General features: G+C 68.8%; 14 protein-coding genes. 5 read left to right on the top strand and 9 right to left on the bottom strand.

Going from position 1 to position 17,790, the window contains the following annotated elements:
- Nucleotides 1-12 precede the first annotated feature (12 nt).
- Nucleotides 13-3,465 (top strand): chromosome segregation protein SMC, encoded by a 3,453-nt coding sequence (smc, locus tag AAFM92_13375; protein ID MEL7301368.1) that lies wholly within the window; start codon nucleotides 13-15, stop codon nucleotides 3,463-3,465.
- A gap of 175 nt (nucleotides 3,466-3,640) precedes the next feature.
- On the opposite strand, the gene cbiB is transcribed toward smc, so the two are convergent.
- The 3 genes from cbiB to AAFM92_13390 are packed head-to-tail and all read right to left on the bottom strand — an operon-like array spanning nucleotide 3,641 to nucleotide 6,539.
- Nucleotides 3,641-4,537, bottom strand: a complete 897-nt coding sequence (gene cbiB / locus AAFM92_13380; protein MEL7301369.1) for an adenosylcobinamide-phosphate synthase CbiB — start codon at nucleotides 4,535-4,537, stop codon at nucleotides 3,641-3,643.
- Nucleotides 4,534-5,529 (bottom strand): aminotransferase class I/II-fold pyridoxal phosphate-dependent enzyme, encoded by a 996-nt coding sequence (locus AAFM92_13385; protein ID MEL7301370.1) that lies wholly within the window; start codon nucleotides 5,527-5,529, stop codon nucleotides 4,534-4,536. The genes cbiB and AAFM92_13385 overlap by 4 nt, the downstream gene beginning before the upstream one ends.
- 20 nt (nucleotides 5,530-5,549) lie before the next feature.
- Entirely contained in the window at nucleotides 5,550-6,539 is a 990-nt protein-coding gene (locus AAFM92_13390; protein ID MEL7301371.1) for a glutathione S-transferase family protein, read from the bottom strand.
- Nucleotides 6,540-6,669: 130 nt separating this feature from the next.
- Between AAFM92_13390 and AAFM92_13395 the strand changes: the two genes are divergently transcribed.
- The gene (locus tag AAFM92_13395) at nucleotides 6,670-7,842 is read left to right on the top strand and encodes an MFS transporter (GenBank protein MEL7301372.1); all 1,173 of its coding nucleotides are present in this window, start codon (nucleotides 6,670-6,672) and stop codon (nucleotides 7,840-7,842) included.
- Here the strand turns inward: AAFM92_13395 and bchO are convergent.
- From bchO to AAFM92_13415, 4 genes are read right to left on the bottom strand one after another with little or no spacing between them, the layout of a single operon-like run.
- On the bottom strand, nucleotides 7,812-8,672 hold the full coding sequence (gene bchO, locus AAFM92_13400) for an alpha/beta fold hydrolase BchO (GenBank protein MEL7301373.1): 861 nt from the start codon (nucleotides 8,670-8,672) through the stop codon (nucleotides 7,812-7,814). The genes AAFM92_13395 and bchO overlap by 31 nt on opposite strands.
- An 11-nt stretch (nucleotides 8,673-8,683) precedes the next feature.
- On the bottom strand, nucleotides 8,684-10,324 hold the full coding sequence (locus AAFM92_13405) for a magnesium chelatase subunit D (protein MEL7301374.1): 1,641 nt from the start codon (nucleotides 10,322-10,324) through the stop codon (nucleotides 8,684-8,686).
- Nucleotides 10,321-11,325 carry a magnesium chelatase ATPase subunit I gene (bchI, locus tag AAFM92_13410; protein ID MEL7301375.1) on the bottom strand — a complete coding sequence of 335 codons (1,005 nt, stop codon included), beginning with the start codon at nucleotides 11,323-11,325 and terminating at the stop codon, nucleotides 10,321-10,323. The genes AAFM92_13405 and bchI overlap by 4 nt, the downstream gene beginning before the upstream one ends.
- Nucleotides 11,322-12,122 carry a spheroidene monooxygenase gene (locus AAFM92_13415; protein ID MEL7301376.1) on the bottom strand — a complete coding sequence of 267 codons (801 nt, stop codon included), beginning with the start codon at nucleotides 12,120-12,122 and terminating at the stop codon, nucleotides 11,322-11,324. The genes bchI and AAFM92_13415 overlap by 4 nt, the downstream gene beginning before the upstream one ends.
- Before the next feature lie 112 nt (nucleotides 12,123-12,234).
- Between AAFM92_13415 and crtI the strand changes: the two genes are divergently transcribed.
- The 3 genes from crtI to AAFM92_13430 are packed head-to-tail and all read left to right on the top strand — an operon-like array spanning nucleotide 12,235 to nucleotide 15,274.
- Entirely contained in the window at nucleotides 12,235-13,749 is a 1,515-nt protein-coding gene (crtI, locus tag AAFM92_13420) for a phytoene desaturase family protein (GenBank protein ID MEL7301377.1), read from the top strand.
- Nucleotides 13,746-14,762 (top strand): phytoene/squalene synthase family protein, encoded by a 1,017-nt coding sequence (locus AAFM92_13425; protein MEL7301378.1) that lies wholly within the window; start codon nucleotides 13,746-13,748, stop codon nucleotides 14,760-14,762. The genes crtI and AAFM92_13425 overlap by 4 nt, the downstream gene beginning before the upstream one ends.
- Nucleotides 14,763-14,800: 38 nt before the next feature.
- Nucleotides 14,801-15,274 (top strand): TspO/MBR family protein, encoded by a 474-nt coding sequence (locus AAFM92_13430; protein ID MEL7301379.1) that lies wholly within the window; start codon nucleotides 14,801-14,803, stop codon nucleotides 15,272-15,274.
- A 29-nt stretch (nucleotides 15,275-15,303) separates the two neighbouring features.
- Here the strand turns inward: AAFM92_13430 and AAFM92_13435 are convergent, their stop codons facing one another.
- On the bottom strand, nucleotides 15,304-16,173 hold the full coding sequence (locus tag AAFM92_13435) for a carotenoid 1,2-hydratase (GenBank protein MEL7301380.1): 870 nt from the start codon (nucleotides 16,171-16,173) through the stop codon (nucleotides 15,304-15,306).
- Entirely contained in the window at nucleotides 16,170-17,708 is a 1,539-nt protein-coding gene (crtD, locus tag AAFM92_13440; GenBank protein MEL7301381.1) for a 1-hydroxycarotenoid 3,4-desaturase CrtD, read from the bottom strand. The genes AAFM92_13435 and crtD overlap by 4 nt, the downstream gene beginning before the upstream one ends.
- Nucleotides 17,709-17,790: the final 82 nt, after the last annotated feature.

Consider the following 17,790-nt stretch of genomic DNA (forward strand, 5'->3'; position numbering starts at 1 on the left):
TCGGAGGCCTCCATGCGCTTTTCGAAACTCAGATTGAACGGCTTCAAAAGCTTCGTGGACCCGACCGATCTCGTGATCGCGGACGGTCTCACCGGCGTTGTCGGCCCCAACGGGTGCGGAAAGTCCAATCTGCTGGAGGCGCTTCGCTGGGTCATGGGAGAGAACCGCCCCACGGCCATGCGGGGCGGCGGCATGGAGGACGTGATCTTTGCGGGCGCGGCCACGCGACCGGCGCGCAACTTCGCCGAGGTCTCTCTCATCCTCGACAACCAGGACCGCCTCGCGCCGTCCGGGTTCAACGATACCGACAGTCTCGAGATCGTGCGACGCATCACGCGCGATATCGGGTCGGCCTTCAAGGCCAATGGAAAGGATACTCGGGCGCGGGACGTCCAGATGCTGTTTGCCGATGCCTCCACCGGCTCGCACTCGCCGTCGCTCGTGCGGCAAGGCCAGATCAGCGAGCTGATCAACGCCAAGCCGCGCGCGCGGCGGCGGGTGCTTGAAGAAGCGGCAGGCATCAGCGGGCTCTACCAGCGCCGCCACGAGGCGGAGCTGAAGCTGAAGGGCGCGGAGGCCAACCTGATGCGGGTGGACGACGTGCTCGAGCAGCTCACGGCACAGCTCGCTTCGCTGGCGCGGCAGGCCCGGCAGGCCGCGCGCTATCGCGAGATCGGTGCCGAGCTGCGCGTGGCCGAGGGCATGCTCCTATACCGGCGTTGGAAAGAAGCGGACCTCGCGCGGGCGGAGGCCGAAGCGGCCTTGCGCGCGGAGGTGACCGGGGCCGCCCGGGCCGAGGCCGCGGCGCGCGACGCGGCGAAGGCGCGGGAGGCCGCCGAGGGGCGTGTGCCCCCGGCCCGCGAGGAAGAAGCCATCGCAGGCGCTGTCCTCCAAAGGCTCAATGTCGAGCGGGACACGCTGGCCCAGCAGGAGCGCGCCGCCCTCGAGGCGGTCGAGACGCTCGAGAAGCGCATCGCGCAGCTCGGGCACGATATCGAGCGCGAAGAGGGGCTCAACCGCGACGCGGGCGAAACCATCGAGCGGCTGGAATGGGAAGCGGGCGAGATCGCCAAGGCCGCGGAGGGCTTCGAGGACGAGCTTGCCGCCGCGGCGGAGGCCGCGCGGGCATCTGCGGCCATTCTGGAGGAGCGGGAGGCCGCGCTCTCGACGGCCAACGAGGACGTCGCGCGCCTGGCGGCGCGGCATCAGTCCGCCGTGCGGTTTCGCGATGACGCGGCCAAGGGCGTGGAGCGCATTGGTGCGCGGGCCAAAGAGACATCCGCCGCCGCCGACGCCGCGCGGGAAACCCTCGACGGGGCGCGCGTGGCCTTTGAACAGGCGGCGCGTGCCGAGGGCGAGGCGCAGGCGGGGGCCGAGGCCGCCGAGCAGGCGCTTGCAGCGGCCGAAGCGGCCCGGGCCGCCTCCCAGGGGCAGGAGGCGGAAGCGCGCTCTGCGCGCTCGGAAGCGGAGGGCGAGGCCAGCGCGCTGCGCGCTGAGGTGCAGGCCCTCTCTCGTCTCCTTGCGAGGGACGAGACAGGAGGAACACAGATCCTCGATGAATTGGCCGTGACGTCCGGCTACGAAAAGGCGCTGGGCGCGGCGCTTGCCGACGATCTGAAGGCACCAAGGACCGAAGGCGCGGGATCCGGCTGGCGCGCCTTGCCGGACTACGCCCAGCCGCAGGCCCTGCCCGTGGGTGTTGAGGCGCTGGCGGCGCACGTTTCGCTGCCGGATGTGCTGGCGCGGCGGATGGCGCAGGTGGGCGTTGTCTCTGCGGAGGACGCGCCGGGGCTACAGGCCGCGCTCGCCCCCGGGCAGCGTCTGGTGAGCCTCGAGGGCGACCTGTGGCGCTGGGACGGGTATGTCGTGGCAGGCGAGGATGCCCCCTCCGCCGCGGCGCTGAAACTCGAGCAGATGAACCGGCTCTCCGCGTTGAAGGCGGAAGAAGAGACGGCGGAAGCGCGTGCGCAGGCGGCCCGGGAGGCCCATGACGCGTGCCTCGCCGAGCTCGCGATCAGGACCGAGGCCGACAAGGCCGCGCGTGAGGCGCGGCGGCAAGCGGACCGTGCCGTGGCCGAGGCGGCGCGGGCGCTCTCTCGCGCAGAGGCCGAGCGCAACCTGACGGAGGGCAAGCTCGAGACGCTCACCACGGCCGTGGCCCGCATGGACGACGAGCAAAGCGCCGCGCGGGCACAGCTCGCCGAGGCCGAGCGCGGGGTGGCGGAGCTGCCCGATATCGCGGCGGCGCGGGCCGAGCTCGAAGACGTCAAACTCACGGTGGAAGCCTCGCGCGTGACCATGCTCGCGCACAGGACCTCCCATGACGAGCTGCGCCGGGTCGGGGAGGCGCGCACGAAGCGCGCACAGGAGATCACCAAGGAGCTGAGCGGCTGGCGGCACAGGCTCGACACGGCCACGGGACGGGCCGAGGAGCTGGGTGCCCGGAAAGCCGCCTCGGAGACGGAGCTTGTCGCGGCGCGCGGCGCGCCCGGGGAGGTCGCCGCGCGGCGGGCAGCCCTTGCGAGCGACATCGACACGGCGGAGGCGCGGCGCAAGGCGGCTGCCGATGCCCTTGCCGAGGCCGAAGGCGCGCTGCGCGCGTGCGTGGATGGCGAGCGCGAGTCGGAGCGGGCCGCGTCTTCGGCGCGGGAAAGCCGCGCGCGGACGGAGGCGCGCTACGAGGCGGCGAAGGAAGCGCTGGAGGCCGCGGCAGAGCGGATCATGGAGGCGCAATCCGTCTCGCCGGCGGATCTCCTGGCCTCCCTCGATGCGGATCCGGACGCGATGCCAGAGGCGGAGCGTATCGAGGCCGACGTGGCGCGGCTCCGCCGCCAACGTGATGCGCTAGGCGCGGTAAACCTGCGGGCCGAGGAAGATGCGCGCGAGGTGGAAACCGAGCGAGACACGCTCGCTGCCGAGAAAGAGGACCTCGAGGCGGCAATCTCCACGCTGCGCGCGGGCATCGCCTCGCTCAACAAGGAAGGTCGGGAGCGGCTGCTGGCGGCTTTTGACGAGGTGAACCGCAACTTCTCGGTGCTCTTCACGCATCTCTTCGGCGGGGGCGAGGCAAAGCTCGTCCTTGTCGAAAGCGAGGACCCGCTCGAGGCCGGGCTCGAGATCATGTGTCAGCCGCCAGGCAAGAAGCTCTCGACGCTCTCGCTCCTCTCCGGTGGTGAGCAGACGCTGACGGCGCTCGCGCTGATCTTTGCCGTGTTCCTCGCGAACCCGGCGCCGATCTGCGTGCTCGACGAGGTGGATGCCCCCCTCGACGACGCCAACGTGACACGCTTCTGCGATCTCCTCGACGAAATGACGCGCCGCACCGAGACGCGCTTTCTCATCATCACGCACCATGCGGTGACGATGAGCCGGATGAACCGGCTCTTCGGTGTGACCATGCAGGAGCAGGGTGTGAGCCAGCTCGTCTCTGTCGACCTCGAGGGCGCGGAACGGCTCGTCGCCTGAGGCCGGCGGGACGACGCTGTTTGCCTGACGGCAAAGGCGCCCCGCCCACCGTCCCTTTTGGACGCAGATCCGGCGACTGCACAGCAAGGCTGCGGTGGCATCCTGCGAGGGGACATGGTGCACTATGCTCGCGCCGCCGGGGCTTTGGGAGACCGGTGAAACTGGACCGAGACCGCTAGAAGAGCGCCGTGAAGACCACTAGCGCGAGGGCAAGCGCCCAGACGCGCCAGAGCGCACGGACGGCGTCATCGATGTCAGGGGGGCCGAGATCTCGGCGTCCGTCGGGGTTCACGAAGGGAAATGCGCGTAGTTCGCCGTCGTAGGCGCGGGGGCCCGAAAGGGAGATCCCCTGCGCCCGGGCCAGCGCGCTTTCCGGCCAACCCGCATTGGGAGACCGGTGCCGCGGGGCTTCCGCCCGCACGGCGCGCCAGGCGTCCAGGCGCACGTGGGCGAGGAGAAAAAGGAGGGCCGTGAGCCGCGCCGGGATCCAGTTAAGCGCATCGTCGAGACGCGCGGAGGCCCAGCCAAACGCGGCATGTTTCGGGGTGAGGTAACCCACCATGCTGTCGGCGGTGTTGACGGCCTTGTAGGCGAGCATCGCGGGCAGGCCGCCGATCGCAAACCAGAAGGCGGGCGCGATGACGCCGTCAGAGAGGTTTTCAGCGGCGCTTTCGATGGCGGCACGGGAGACGGCGGGGGCATCCATGGAGGCCGTATCCCTACCGACGATCATCGCGACGCTGCGGCGTCCGCTTGCGAGGCTGTCGCGGAGGGCCATGGCCACCGCGCTCACGTGATCCGCAAGGGAGCGCTGGGCGAGGAGGACGGCCGCGGCGAGCGCCTCGATGGGCCATCCGAGGGCCGCGATGAGGCTCCCGGCGAGGAGGGACATCAGAAGAAGCGCGATCACGAGGACGGCCCCCTTGGCCTTGCGCGCGGAGCCGTGATTGAAGCGCTGATCTGCCCAGCCGATGACGCGCCCGAGCCAGACGGCCGGATGCGGAATACGATCCCAGAGCCATTTCGGCTCCCCGAAGATCGCGTCGAGGACCATGGCGAGGGCGAGGATCATGACGACGGGACGGCGCTCCCGCGGCTGGCGGTGCCAGCACGGATCGCCCCGCCCGCCGTCCCCCCCGCAGTCTCGAGGGCGCGCTCCAGTTGCTCCCAACGCCCGCTGGGGGGCATGCCGAGACGGAGCCACGCGCGCGAATAGGGAAAGACCCGGGTGAGAACGTGGTGTTGCGCGAGGGCGTCATGCACGGCTGCCGCATCGGCGACGTCGTAGAGCCGAAAGAGAGTCGTGCCGCCGATGGCGCGCGCGCCATGGCCCAGAAGAAGCGCATCAAGGCGCGCGGCGTCCTTGGCGAGGCGGATGCGCGTGGCGGCGGCCCAGGCCTCATCTTCGAGCGCGCGCGCCCCGATCTCGAGCGCGGGCCCGGGAACGGCCCAGGGCCCCAGCCGCGCGGCGAGGGCGTCGATCAAGGCGGGATCGCCGATGGCGAAGCCGAGGCGCAGGCCCGCGAGCCCCCAGAACTTGCCGAAGCTCTTCAGCACGATGCGGCCGGGTCGCGCGGCTTCTGCGATGTGGCTTGCCTCGGGCGTGACGTCGCAAAAGCTCTCGTCGATGACCGAGAACGGCGCGTTGGGCGCGGGATAGAGCGCGCCGTCGGGATTGTTGGGATGCACGATGACGGCGGCGGGCGCGTTTTCGCCGATCTCCCAGCCCGCGTACCGGAAGCTGGCGGCGTGCTCGTTATACGTCCGCGCGGGGATCGAGACACGCTCAGCCGGGGCGAGGAAGGGGATTTGCGCGATGAGGGCCGAGGCCCCGGCCCCGGCGACGATGGCTGCGTCCTCCGGCACAGTCCAGAAGGCCCGCGCCGCGCCAAGGAGGCGTTCCATGGCCCCGCTGTCGGGGAGGCTGGTCCATGCCTCGGGCGCGACGGTGACGGGGTAGGGCTCCGGATTGATGCCGGTGGAGAGATCGAGCCATGCTGCGCGACCGCCGCCGTAGCGCGCCCGCGCAGCATCGATACCTCCGCCGTGATCCCTGCCCGCCATGGGCGGACAGGGCCACAGGATCAGGCCGCTTTCAAGACCCCGCGTCCATGGGGCTGCCACCAGTCGATCTCGGGATTGATCGGGATGATCCGGTGAGGATTAATCGTCTCGTGGCTGTAGTGATAGTGGCGCACGATGTGCTCCATGTTTACGGTCTCCGCCACGCCGGGCCATTGGTAGAGCTCGCGCGCATAGGCCCAGAGGGCGGGGTAATCGATCAGCCGCCGCTTGTTGCACTTGAAATGCAGGTGGTAGACCGCGTCAAAGCGCACCAGCGTGGTAAATAGACGCCAGTCCGCTTCCGTGATCCGGTCGCCCATGAGGTAGCGATGGGCCGTGAGGCGCTCATCGAGCCAGTCCATCGTGTCAAAGAGCGGGTGCACGGCGGCGTCGTAGGCGTCCTGCGTGGTGGCGAAGCCCGATTTGTAGACCCCGTTGTTGAGCGTGTCGTAGATGCGCGCGTTCACCGGCTCGATCTCCTCGCGGAGGTCGGCGGGCCAGAAATCGAGCGTGTTCCCGGTGATCCCGTCGAAGGCGGAATTGAACATCCGGATGATCTCGGAGGATTCGTTGGAGACGATGGTGCCTGTCTCCTTGTCCCAGAGGATCGGCACGGTGACCCGGCCCGTCATGTCGGGCGCAGCGCGCTGGTAGACCTGACGCGCGAAGTCGTAGCCGAAGAGGCTGTCACCGGTGGCACCGTGATCGTCGGTCTCGAAGGTCCAGCCGTCGCCCATCATGTCGGGGTGGACGGCATCCACCGAGATGAGGCCTTCGAGGCCCTTCAGCTTGCGAAAGATGAGTGCGCGGTGGGCCCAAGGGCAGGCATAGGAGACATACATGTGGTAGCGATCGGCCTCGGCCTTGTAGCCGCCCGTGCCGGAAGGGCCAGGTGCGCCGTCCGGCGTGATCCAATTCCGAAACTTCGCCTCGGAGCGTTTGAAGGCGCCATTGGTGGATTTCGTGTCGTACCATTTGTCGACCCACTGGCCGTCAACGAGAAGTCCCATAGTTCTTGCCTCCGTGGCTGATGGTCGAAAGATACGCAGGGAAGAACTTGGGAAAATGCCGATGGGCGCGCGGGCAGGCTGCGAGAATGCACATGGGGACGGGGCGCCTGCGGCAGCGGGGCGCTCGACCGTGTCGCGCGCGCCGTCCCTCGCACTCCTCATGGCTGTCTCGGGGCTCTCGGTGCTTTCACTCAACATGTTTCTGCCCGCCCTGGCCGTGATCGCGCGCGATTTCGGGGTGAGCTACGCCACGGCCAGCTGGGCGATCTCGGGATACCTCGCCGTGACGGCGGGGCTTCAGCTCTTGCTCGGGCCGGTATCGGACCGCGTGGGGCGTAGGCCCATCGTGCTCTTTGCCGTGGCCGCCTTCACCGTGCTTTCGGTCATCTGCGCCGTGGCGGAGAGCTTTGCCGTCTTCTTGACGGCGCGGCTCCTGCAAGGCGTCGTCATCGCGGGCTCCACCATGGCGCTCGCCGCGGTGCGCGACACCGAGGAACCACGCGCCGCGGCCCGTCGCATTTCATGGGTGGCCATGGGTATGGCCATCGGTCCGATGGTCGGTCCGATGATCGGGGGCGTTCTCGATGAGGCCTTTGGATGGCGGTCGATCTTCTGGGCCTTGGCGGGGGCCGGGGCCATACTCACGGGCCTCGTCGGGCTTTCCTGGAGGGAGACGAACTTTGCGCGCTCCGCCAGCTTCTCCGCTCAGTTCCGGTCCTACCCGGCGCTTGTGACCTCGCCGGTCTTCTGGTCATTTTCAGGGGTGATTATAACCGGCGTCGGGTGCTTCTTCGTATTCATTTCGGGCGCGCCGCTCGTGGCGGAGCGCGTGCTGGAGATCAATTCCGCGCAGCTTGGCCTCGCCATCGGCATCATCACGATGGGCTTTTTCGTGGGCAACGGTGTGTCCGGCCGCGTTGCCGAGCGCGTGGGGCTCGGGCGGATGGTGCTGGTGGGCCGCGTGATCCAGCTGGCCGCGATCACGCTCAACCTCGCGCTCCTCGCGGCCGGGTTCTTCAATCCGCTCACCTTCTTTGGCCTCATGGCACTCGTGGGATTTGGAAACGGGATCGCCAACCCGTCTGCCCATGCCGGGCTCATGTCCGTGGATCCGAAGCTTGCAGGCAGCGCGGCGGGCCTCTCCGGCGCCCTGGTCCTGGCCTTTGGCGCGCTCTTCACGGCGATCTCCGCGCGACTCCTCGAAGGTGGGGCGCCCGCGACGACACTTCTCGTCACGCTCCTTGTCATCAGTATCGCCGGGGTGGGTACGGCCTACGCGGCCTTCAAGCTGTCGCGTACATGACGGGCGACGAGGGCAGGATCTTCTTCATGGGCCAGGTGCCCGAGGCCGTCCAGTTCTATGATGCGGGCATTCTGTAGCCGGGCCGCCGCCTTTCGCGAGACGCCTGGAGGCACGGTGGTGTCGCCGGTCCCCACGAGGAGGATCACCTTCGCCGCGTTTCGAGGGAAGCGGGCGATGAGCGGTGTCAGGTTCCACGCGGCCATCATGCGCAGGGTCCCGTCGACATGCCGGGGATCGCTGACAAGCGCCTGGTAGAGCGCGCGCCCCTCGTCATCGAGGGTGGAGCCCGTCGCGTCGAGAAAGCGCCCGATCGAGCCCGCATTGGCCGCGGCGCTCGAGACCATCATGGCCGTGAAGGGATTGAGCGACATAAGCTGGGCAGCGAGCGGGAAGGCCCAGCCTGCCACACCCTCGAACTTTCCGAGGGCCGCGTTGACCCCGATGACGCGGTCGCAGAGCCCTGTCTCGGCGAGGCGAAGCGCCAAGGCGCCGCCGGCTGAGTGGCCGATGAGGGCCACGGGAGACCAGCCCTCGCGCTCTGCGAGCGCGGCGATGTCGCGGGCCATGGGGTCGATCCCATAGCGGCCGGCCAGCTTCGGCCGCGAGAAGCCCTGGCCCGGCAGATCGACAGCAATGCAGCGGTGGTCAGCGGCGAGAAGGGGCAGGAGGCCGCGCCAGCTCTGCGTTGCGCCGCCCGCGCCGTGGAGAAAGAGGAGATCCGGCCCGTCGCCCATGATCTGCACGTGCCAGCGACCGCCCGCATTTCCGGCGGGAATGAAGCTGCTGTGCGCGGCGTGGGGCCAGACCGCCTTGTACCGCTCCCAGTCCATCGCCCGCGCGGTCAGGCGACGAGCGTGGAGACCGCGTCGCTCACCCGCTCCGCGTTGGCGCGGGGCAGCGGGAGATACGTGGCATCCATCGTTTCCGCGAGGGTGCGGAGGCTGCGCTCGGGCCGCTTGCCGGTGTCGATCACGAGGGCCTCGAGGCCATGTGAGAGGATCACGCGGGCCTGGCGGAGCGCGTCCTGCCCTGCGCGCGTGCGGTCAGCCTCGCCATCGAGCGCGACGTTGGCGCGTCCATCGGTCAGAAGGATGAGCGTCGGCGTCATGCCCTTGGCCCTGCCCTGCAGCGCGATCTCGGTGGCCGCATGGAGCCCCGCGGCGAGCGGCGTGCCGCCCCCGCCGGGCAGCGCGCCCAAGCGGCGCTTCGTCTGGACGAGGGAGCGCGTGGGCGGCAGGAGGACCTCGGCCTGCGTGCCGCGAAAGCTCACGAGCGAGACGTGATCGCGTCGCGCATAGGCCTCGCTCAGGAGGATCTCGATGGCGCCCTTGGCCTCCGCCAGCCGCGCGAGGGCCGCGGAGCCCGAGGCGTCCATGACGAATACGAGGAGCGTGTCGGACTTCTCCTCGAAGCGCTTCATGCGGAAGTCGCTGCCGCGGATCTCGATGGCCTTTTCCGCGCCGGTCTGTCGCCTGAGCGCCTGCCAGGGCGCAGCGGCGCGGAGGGTGGCCACGATATCGAGCCGGGTACGCCCATCGTAGGGCGCTGCCTTCGGCGCGAGGGGGCGGCCCCGGCGGTTGCCCGTGCGCTTTGCACCCTTGCCCGCGCCCGCAGCACCCCGCCGCGCGCGGCGTTGGGCGATCTGGGTCAGGATGTCGGCTGGAAGGGCGGCGCGCACGGCCTCGAGCAGGATCTCCTGCGGGATGGCGTCGCCCTGATCTTCGGGGTCTCGGCGCTCCTGCTCCTGCTCTTCATCGGGCGCTGGAGGCTCGGGTGCGTTGTCGGCAGGCTCGGGCAGGCGCGTGGCGCGGGGCGCGAGGGTGAGAATTGCCGCCATCTCGATATCTTCCGGCGTCACCTCACGGCGACGGTGAAGTGCGGCATGGGCCTGGGCAGCCCACAGGCAAAAAAGCGCGGCGCGCGCGGAGGCAACGCCGAGGCTTTCGGCGAGGCTCGTGATGGCGACGATGTCCGCCTCCGTGGACGAGACCTCAGCGGCCTCCGGCAGGGTGCCGAAGCCCACGAGCGCGTCGCCGCAGGCGATGCCATCGAGATCGAGGTGGAAGGCGAGCCGGTCCGTCACCGTCCGCGTGACGCGTTCATCCTCTGCGGCGCCTTCATCGAGGGCCACCATCCGGTGCCCGGTATCGAGGGCCTGCGACAGGCGCGCGGCGATCCCTGCCTCGAGCCGCTCGGCCATGGGTACGATCAGGAGACAGGGCTCGGCGAGAACGCCCCGGCTGCGCACCTCGCGGCCAGAGCTCAAGGTGGCCGCCAGATCGAGCCCGCCGTCGAGCTGTTCATGGGTGACATTGATGGGCACCTTGCGCTGCGGCACGGACAGACGCGCGAGCCCGTCCATCCAGCGGTCTCGCACCGGTCCGGTGCGGGCCCGGAGACAAACGCCGCCGAGGCGCGGCTCCAGCGCCAGAAGCTTCAGCGCGAGCAGCGCGCGCTGCCAGCGCTGCGAGGCCTCGCTCACGCCCCCATCACCTCTTCGACCACGCGGGTCACCCGCGTGCCGGATCCGGCCTCGTCCAGCGGGTCACGGCGCAGGCGGTGACGCAGGGCGGGGGCGGCGATGGCGGCGATGTGGCCTTGGGTCATGGTGCGCTTGCCGCGGAACGCCGCGAGCGCGCGGCCGGCCTTGAGCAGCGTCAGTTCCCCCCGGAGCCCGTCGGAGCCGAGGGCGAGGCAGAGCTCGGCGCATCGCTCGAGGATGCGCGGTGGGGTGACGACCTTGGGCAGAAGCTTGCGGGCGGCGAGGATCTGATCGCGGATCTTGGCGTCTTCGCCGGACCAGTCACGCAGGAAGCCCACCCTGTCGCGTTCGAACGCGTCACGCCGCGATATGACCTCGATGCGGGTCTCGATATCCGTGGGCGATTTCACGTCCACGCTGAGCCCGAAGCGGTCCAGCAGCTGCGGTCTCAGCTCCCCTTCCTCCGGATTGCCGGAGCCCACCAGCACTAAGCGTGCCGGGTGCCGGATCGAAAGCCCCTCGCGCTCCACGACATTCTCGCCCGATTGTGCCACGTCGAGCAGCAGGTCAACGATGTGATCCTCTAGGAGATTGACCTCGTCGATGTAGAGATACCCGCGGTTGGCGCGTGCGAGGAGCCCGGCCTGGAAGGCCTTGGTGCCCTGGGTGAGCGCCTTTTCGATGTCGAGCGCGCCGGTGACGCGGTCCTCCGTGGCACCGAGTGGCAGGTCAATCACGGGGGTGGGCATCTCCACGGGCGCGGCATCCGCCACGTTCGCCCAGTCCGGGCAGTCCGCATGGGTCGCTGAATTCACGGGGCAGCCCGGCACGGCGGTGATCGGCGGCAGGAGCGCGGCCAGCCCGCGCACGGCCGTGGACTTGCCCGTGCCGCGATCGCCGAAGACGAGGACGCCCCCGATGGACGGGTCGATGGCCGTGAGGACCATCGCTTGCTTCATCTCGTCCTGGCCAACGATGGCCGAAAAGGGGAAGGCGGTCATGGCGCTCGGTCCTTGAACTTGTCGAGTGGGCTGCGGCCCTCCCAGGCGCCGTGTTCGCCAGTCACAGCGAAACGGGCGTAAAGCTCCTCGCGGAACCAGCCCCCGTCGCGCACGGCTCGGATCGCGCGGGCATGTGGCCCGTCCTTCCGGGCGAAATCGGCCATGGCCTCGGGAGATGGCCAGATCGAGAAGGTCACTTGCTGCATCCAGGGCACCTCGCCGATGCCGATCTTGAAGGCCACATTCTGATCGAGCCCGATGCGTTCGGAGATGTCGGGCACCTGCTTCCAAAACTTGAGAGCGTTTCGCGGCTTAAGCGTCGCGCGGGTCAGGGCGGCAAGGGGCCTGCCTCCGCCCGGGCCGGGACCCTCTGGGCCGCCTTCGCCATCCGAACCGCCGGAGCCCCGGGGCGGGTCATCGTATGGCGGGTCATCGAGGGGCGGGTGATTAGTGGGCTCGAAAGGCTGCTTTCCCGACCAGTTCCCGCGTGCCTGCGTGGGCGTGAGGTAGACCGTCCAGCTTTCCAGCGCGTGGCGGCGATAGCGGGCGAAGAACGTCTCCTCCTCCACCCGCTCCTTCGCGGTATCCGCGTCGGGCCAGGTGCACAGGATCGCGTAAACGGCCGTGTTGGGAACAGGGGTGAATCCCTCGCCCGTGCCCGAGCCGCAGAGCTTCCAGAAGCCCACATCCGGAACACGGGGCAAAAGCAGCCGTGAAACCCCCATCATTGCGAAGGCCCAGGCTTTCGGTCCTACCCCCGCGAAGCGGAAGAAGGAGAGTGAGACGGTTTGGGGCATGCGGATTCCCATGTGTGTCAGCTTACCCTTACACATTCGCGCAAATATGTGAAGACAAGCCCGGAATTTCTTGCGATAGATGTAAATCAAGGCTGACAGTCAGGACGCTGCAATGACAGACCCAACCAAGGCGATCGTGATCGGCGCCGGGCTCGGCGGGCTCGCCGCGGCCATGCGCCTCGGCGCGAAGGGCTATGCCGTCACCGTCATCGACCGGCTCGACCGGGTGGGCGGGCGCGGCTCGTCGATCACCAAGGGCGGGCACCGCTTCGATCTCGGCCCCACGATCGTCACCGTCCCGCAAGTCTATGAAAAGCTCTGGGCCGCCTGCGGGCGTGACTTCCACGCCGATGTGAAGCTCATCCCGCTCGATCCGTTCTACGAGATCCGGTGGCCTGACGGGGCGAATTTCTACGCCACGGGCGACACGAAGATCATGGAGACCGAGATCGCGCGGCTCAGTCCGGCGGATGTGCCGGGCTACAGGCGTTTCCTCGAGGATGCCCGCCGCCGGTATGTCGTTGGGTTCGAGGGCATGGTGGCCAAACCCATGCACCGGCTCTGGGATACGCTCAAGGTGCTGCCGACTTTCGGCCTGCTCCGGGCCGACCAATCCATCCTGAAACTCGCGCAAAAGCGCGTGTCGGACGAGCGGCTGCGCATGGCGCTCTCCTTTCATCCGCTTTTCATCGGGGGTGACCCGATGCACGTGACGTCGATGTACGCGCTCGTCAGTCATCTCGAGAAGGAATTCGGCGTGCACTACGCCATGGGCGGCGTGCAGGCGATCGCCGATGCCATGGCGCGGGTGATCGAGGATCAGGGCGGCGAGATCCGCCTCGGCACCGATGTCGATGAGATCGTGGTCGAGGGTGGACGGGCCACAGGCGTCCGCGTGGATGGCCATGTCTGGCGTGCCCCCGTCGTCGTCTCCAATGCCGATGCCGGGCACACCTTTCACAAGCTCCTGCGCAATCACCCGAGGCGCGGATGGAGCCGCGCCGGCAAGGGGCGGCGGTGGTCGATGTCGCTCTTTGTCTGGTATTTCGGAACCGAGGGAACGCGTGACCTGTGGCGGGATGTCGGACATCACACGATCCTCTCCGGGCCGCGCTACGAGGGCCTGCTCCGTGACATCTTCATCAAGGGCAAGCTCGCCGACGACATGAGCCTCTACCTCCACAGGCCCTCTGTGACGGATCCGACTGTCGCGCCCGCGGGCGGAGATACGTTCTACGCGCTCTCGCCGGTCCCGCATCTGGGGCATGGCGGTGTGAACTGGTCGGAGGAGGGCGCGGCCTACAAGCGCAAGGTAGCGCGCGTGCTCAACGACACGATCCCCGGCTTCCGCGACCACATGACCGAGGAAGTCGTCTTCACGCCCGAAACCTTCCGTGACCGTTACAGGTCACCGTTTGGTGCGGGTTTCAGCCTCGAGCCGCGCATCCTTCAATCCGCCTGGTTCCGGCCGCACAACGTCACCCGTATCCCGGGCCTCTACCTCACGGGCGCGGGCACGCATCCGGGCGCGGGCGTGCCTGGCGTGGTGTCGAGCGCCGAGGTCCTTGATCGGCTGATCCCCGACGCGGAGCGCCCGGTCCAGGAGATGAAGGTGGCCGCCGAATGATCGCGCCGGACGACCTCGCCCACTGCAAGGAGGCCATCCGCCACGGATCGCTATCCTTCCACACCGCCTCGCTGCTTTTGCCTGCCCGCGTTCGGGACCCGGCTCTGGCGCTATATGCGTTTTGCCGCTTGGCCGATGACGCGGTGGATCTGGGCGATGACGAGCGGGCCGCTGTCCTGACGCTCGAAGAACGCCTCGACCGCGCCTATGCTGGGCGGCCGCGCAACACGCCGACCGATCGCGCCTTTGCCGCCATGATCGAGACCCACCAGATGCCGCGGGCGCTGCCCGAGGCGCTGCTGGAAGGCCTTGCATGGGACGCGTTGGGGCGCGAGTACCAGACCCTCAGCGGGGTCATCTCCTACTCGGCCCGCGTGGCCTCGGCCGTGGGTGCGATGATGGCCGTGCTCATGGGCGTGAGGGATCCCGACGCGCTCGCCCGCGCCTGCGATCTCGGCGTCGCCATGCAGCTCACCAACATTGCGCGTGACGTCGGGGAGGACGCCCGCATGGGGCGGATCTATCTGCCGCGAGACTGGTTCGTCGAGGCTGGCCTCGATGCCGAAGCCTGGCTCCGGGATCCGCTGCCCACGCCCGAAATACGCCGCATGACGCGGCGCCTGCTCCACGAGGCCGACAAGCTCTATCGCCGCTCCGAGGCGGGCATGCCGCGGCTGCCCTTCGCAGCCCGCCCCGGGATCAGCGCGGCGCGGCATGTCTATGCCGGGATCGGTGGCGAGGTCCGGCGAAACGGCTACGACGCCGTGTCCCGCCGCGCGGTGACCTCGCGGGTGCAAAAGCTCGGCTGGCTCGGGCGGGCCCTCGTGCAGACGGCGGGCACGGTTCTGCTGCCGCAGCCGGCCACGCTCTATGCCCGACCCTTGCCGGAGGTGGCCTTTCTCGTGGAGGCCGCAGCCACCCGGCGCCCTGCGCCGGGGCGGGCTTCGGCTGTGCTCGATGTCCTTGCCGAGCTCCGCGCGCGCGACCTGCGTCCGCTGGCGCCCGGAGAATAGTGCCCTAGCTCTGGCCCAAGCCAGAAGGGAGCCCCGTGATGGAGCTGACAGTCTTTCTCGTCTACCTCGCCGCCTGTTGCGCAGCCGCGGCCACGGGGAGCCTGTTTCCGCCGGACAAGTGGTATTTCGAAGAGCTCAAGAAGCCCGGTTGGACCCCGCCGCCTTGGCTCTTTCCCCTGGCGTGGAGCGCGCTCTACATCGCCTCGGCCGTGGCCGCCGCGCGCGTGGCCGGCCTTGAAGGCGCAGCGCTGGCCACAGCCTTCTGGGCGCTTCAGATCGCCCTCAACACGCTATGGTCGCCCATCTTCTTTGGCCTGAAGAAGCTGGGCCCCGCCATGGTTGCGCTGGTCTTCCTCTGGCTCGCGGTGGTGGCGACATGCATCTCCTTCGCGCGGCTCGACTGGATCGCGGGCCTCCTCATGGCCCCCTACATCGTTTGGGTGAGCTATGCCGGTGCCCTCAATTGGTGGATCTGGAGGAACAACGAGGCGACGCCCGCCCCGCAGAGCTGAAGCCGCTCAAGCCGTTTCGAAGGGGCGTTTCAGCGCCACCTGGCCCGCCTCGGGACACGCACTGCGAGCATCGGTTTGAGGAGCGGAGATCGAAAGCGCCTCAGATCGAGCGCTTCATGGACGCCCACCGTCTCCTCGCCCTCGATCCGCGTGCGCACCGCGCTCCGGGAATAGAATGGCGCGTCGAGCATGTTCTGGACCTGGTGCGGGAGATAGCCTTCATCGGTGCGGGTCTCGCGTTTCACCGCCCAGAGCGACCTCCGGAACCGGGTCAGCGGCGGCGTGCGCGACATCACCTCCGCGCCCCCATCCGCGTCAAAGCGGATGGCAGTCGCAAGTTGCGAGCCGTCGAGCCTGTCGACGTCGTAGAAACACGCGGACCCGTCCCCGAGCGGGTATCGGCCCCAGCTCCAGAAGCTAAAATCCTGCTCGAGCGCGCGTGTGCCGAAATTGGCGTCGAAGTAGCCATGGCCCTGCCACTGCCAGCCCGGCGCGTCGAGCTCCACGCTGATCGAGGAGGTGGGCGCGAACGGGCGCCAGACATGGGCGCCGTCTGGCGTCAGCGGCATCTCCACCTCGGTCATGGCGGCGGGCTTGACCCGCACCTGGCCCTGCACGCGGGAGATCAGGGGCGGGCTCGACACCTCGTTGATGTCGATGACGAGTTCGTCACCCGTCCAGCTCATGGAGCTCGGTCCCACCTCGAGGCGATCGGCGGACAGATGCAGGGCGCTTGCGCCTCTGTCGGTCATCGTGAAGCGCCCGCCTGCGCCGTAGGTCGCGACGTTGATGCAGCAGTGATTTTGCGGGTGGCGCCGCCCGGACCACGCGTACCATGGCGAGAAAACCGAGCCGATGAAGCCGATGATGGAAATGGCCCGCGTGCCGCAATCGCTCAGGCCGTCGACATACCACCATGCATAGCCGTTCGGCGGGACGTCGAGGTCAAAGTTCGGTCCTCCGCGATCGCCGCGGCCACGTGCGCTGCGGAGAGGGTCGCCATGGGCACGCCCGCCCCCGGGTGGGTTCCGCCGCCCACGAGGTAAAGGCCCCGGAGCTTCGTCCGCGCTGTCGGGCGCGCGAAGGCCGCCATCATCCCATGCGGGCTCTGCCCGTAGAGGGATCCTGCCGATCCGGGGAAGTGCGCCTCCCATTCCCGGGGTGTCGTCAGCGCGCCGTCGGGTGGCGAGCTCTCGAAGGTCAACCCGAATTGGGCGAGGGTTCGAAGCATCCGTTGGCGACATGTGTCGATCTCCTTTGCGGCAGGAAAGTCGGCGTCCGCGCGCGGATCCAGCGGCGCGGCGTTCATGATGATCTCGAAGCGCTCGAGCGGCGGTGGTGTGAGCCCTGTCCCGCGATCCTCGGCGCAGATGTAGAATGTCGCGTCCTCAGGCATGTCGCCCCGCGCCAGCGCGCCGAACTCCGCGGCCGGATCGGCGGCGAAAAAGACGTTGTGGTGCACGAGCTCGGGCCCCTTGGCTGCGGCGGCGAAGGCCCAGACGCGCGCGGAGAGGCTGCGCTTTTCCAAAGGGGCCGCATCGAGAGCTTTCGCCGCCGACGGGCCGAGACGCCCGGTGGCCAAGGCGCGAGGATCGCCGTTGAAGACGGCCTCCGTGCACGGGTGCCTGCCGTCGCGGGTGTGGACCGCGCTCACGCTCCCATCCTGCACCTCCACGCGCGTGACCTCCGCACGGGTTCGAAACGTCACGCCGTGGGCCTCGGCCAGCCGTCGGAGGGAGAGGGCAAGCTGGTGCATGCCCCCATCGACCCGCCAGACCCCTGCCGCCTCGGAATGCGAGATGAGCGACAGGATCGCCGGGGACTTGTAGGGCGAGCCGCCCACATAGGTGGCGTAGCGGCCGAAGAGCTGGCGCAGATGGGGATCGCTGAAGTCGCGCGCGAGCGTTTGCGCAAGCGTGCGGGCAGGGGCCATGGCCCGGATCAGGCCGGGGTCTTGCAGCACCCGTCCCGTCAGCGCGAGCGGGCGCGGGGACGCCGTCTGCATCATGGGGGCGTCGAAGGCCGCGAAGAGGCGCGCGGCTTTTTCGGCAAAGCGTTCGTACTCGGCGCGCGCGCGCCCGCCGAAGACGCCGCCGATCTCTTCCGCAGAACGCGCTCTGTCCTGCCAGAGGTCGAGCACCGCGCAGTCTCGCCACCAATGGCGGGCGAGGTGCGGCTCGGGCACGAGCGTGATGTGCTCTTCGAGCGTTTCACCGATATCGGCAAAAAGCGCGTCGAAAACGGGCTTCATCGTGAGAACCGTGGGGCCCGTATCCACGGGGCCCGCCTCGGAGGACAGGACGCGCATCTTGCCGCCCACCTCCGCGGCGCGCTCCAGCACCATCACTCGGCGGCCGAGCGCGCGGAGCCTGAGGGCTGCGGCGAGCCCGCCGATACCGGCGCCAATGATGATGGTGCGCTGGTGCGCGTTCATGCGGACCTCCCTCGGCCAATGTTGACTTTAGACAGCAAAGTGTCCAGTTTAATTTACAGTTGCGTTGTCTGCTTGGGCTGAC

The organism is Pseudomonadota bacterium, from assembly GCA_038533575.1.
Lineage (GTDB): Bacteria > Pseudomonadota > Alphaproteobacteria > Rhodobacterales > Rhodobacteraceae > Shimia_B.

Excerpts from the sequence above, each read along its gene's own strand:
- cbiB (MEL7301369.1), bottom strand. The coding sequence starts at position 4,537 with ATGATCCTCGCCCTCGCCATGGTCCTCGACGCGATCTTCGGGGAGCCG.
- AAFM92_13390 (MEL7301371.1), bottom strand. The coding sequence starts at position 6,539 with ATGGGACTTCTCGTTGACGGCCAGTGGGTCGACAAATGGTACGACACG.
- smc (MEL7301368.1), top strand. The coding sequence starts at position 13 with ATGCGCTTTTCGAAACTCAGATTGAACGGCTTCAAAAGCTTCGTGGAC.
- AAFM92_13430 (MEL7301379.1), top strand. The coding sequence starts at position 14,801 with ATGGAGCTGACAGTCTTTCTCGTCTACCTCGCCGCCTGTTGCGCAGCC.
- AAFM92_13385 (MEL7301370.1), bottom strand. The coding sequence starts at position 5,529 with ATGGCGGGCAGGGATCACGGCGGAGGTATCGATGCTGCGCGGGCGCGC.
- AAFM92_13425 (MEL7301378.1), top strand. The coding sequence starts at position 13,746 with ATGATCGCGCCGGACGACCTCGCCCACTGCAAGGAGGCCATCCGCCAC.
- AAFM92_13415 (MEL7301376.1), bottom strand. The coding sequence starts at position 12,122 with ATGCCCCAAACCGTCTCACTCTCCTTCTTCCGCTTCGCGGGGGTAGGA.
- crtD (MEL7301381.1), bottom strand. The coding sequence starts at position 17,708 with ATGAACGCGCACCAGCGCACCATCATCATTGGCGCCGGTATCGGCGGG.
- crtI (MEL7301377.1), top strand. The coding sequence starts at position 12,235 with ATGACAGACCCAACCAAGGCGATCGTGATCGGCGCCGGGCTCGGCGGG.
- bchI (MEL7301375.1), bottom strand. The coding sequence starts at position 11,325 with ATGACCGCCTTCCCCTTTTCGGCCATCGTTGGCCAGGACGAGATGAAG.
- bchO (MEL7301373.1), bottom strand. The coding sequence starts at position 8,672 with ATGGACTGGGAGCGGTACAAGGCGGTCTGGCCCCACGCCGCGCACAGC.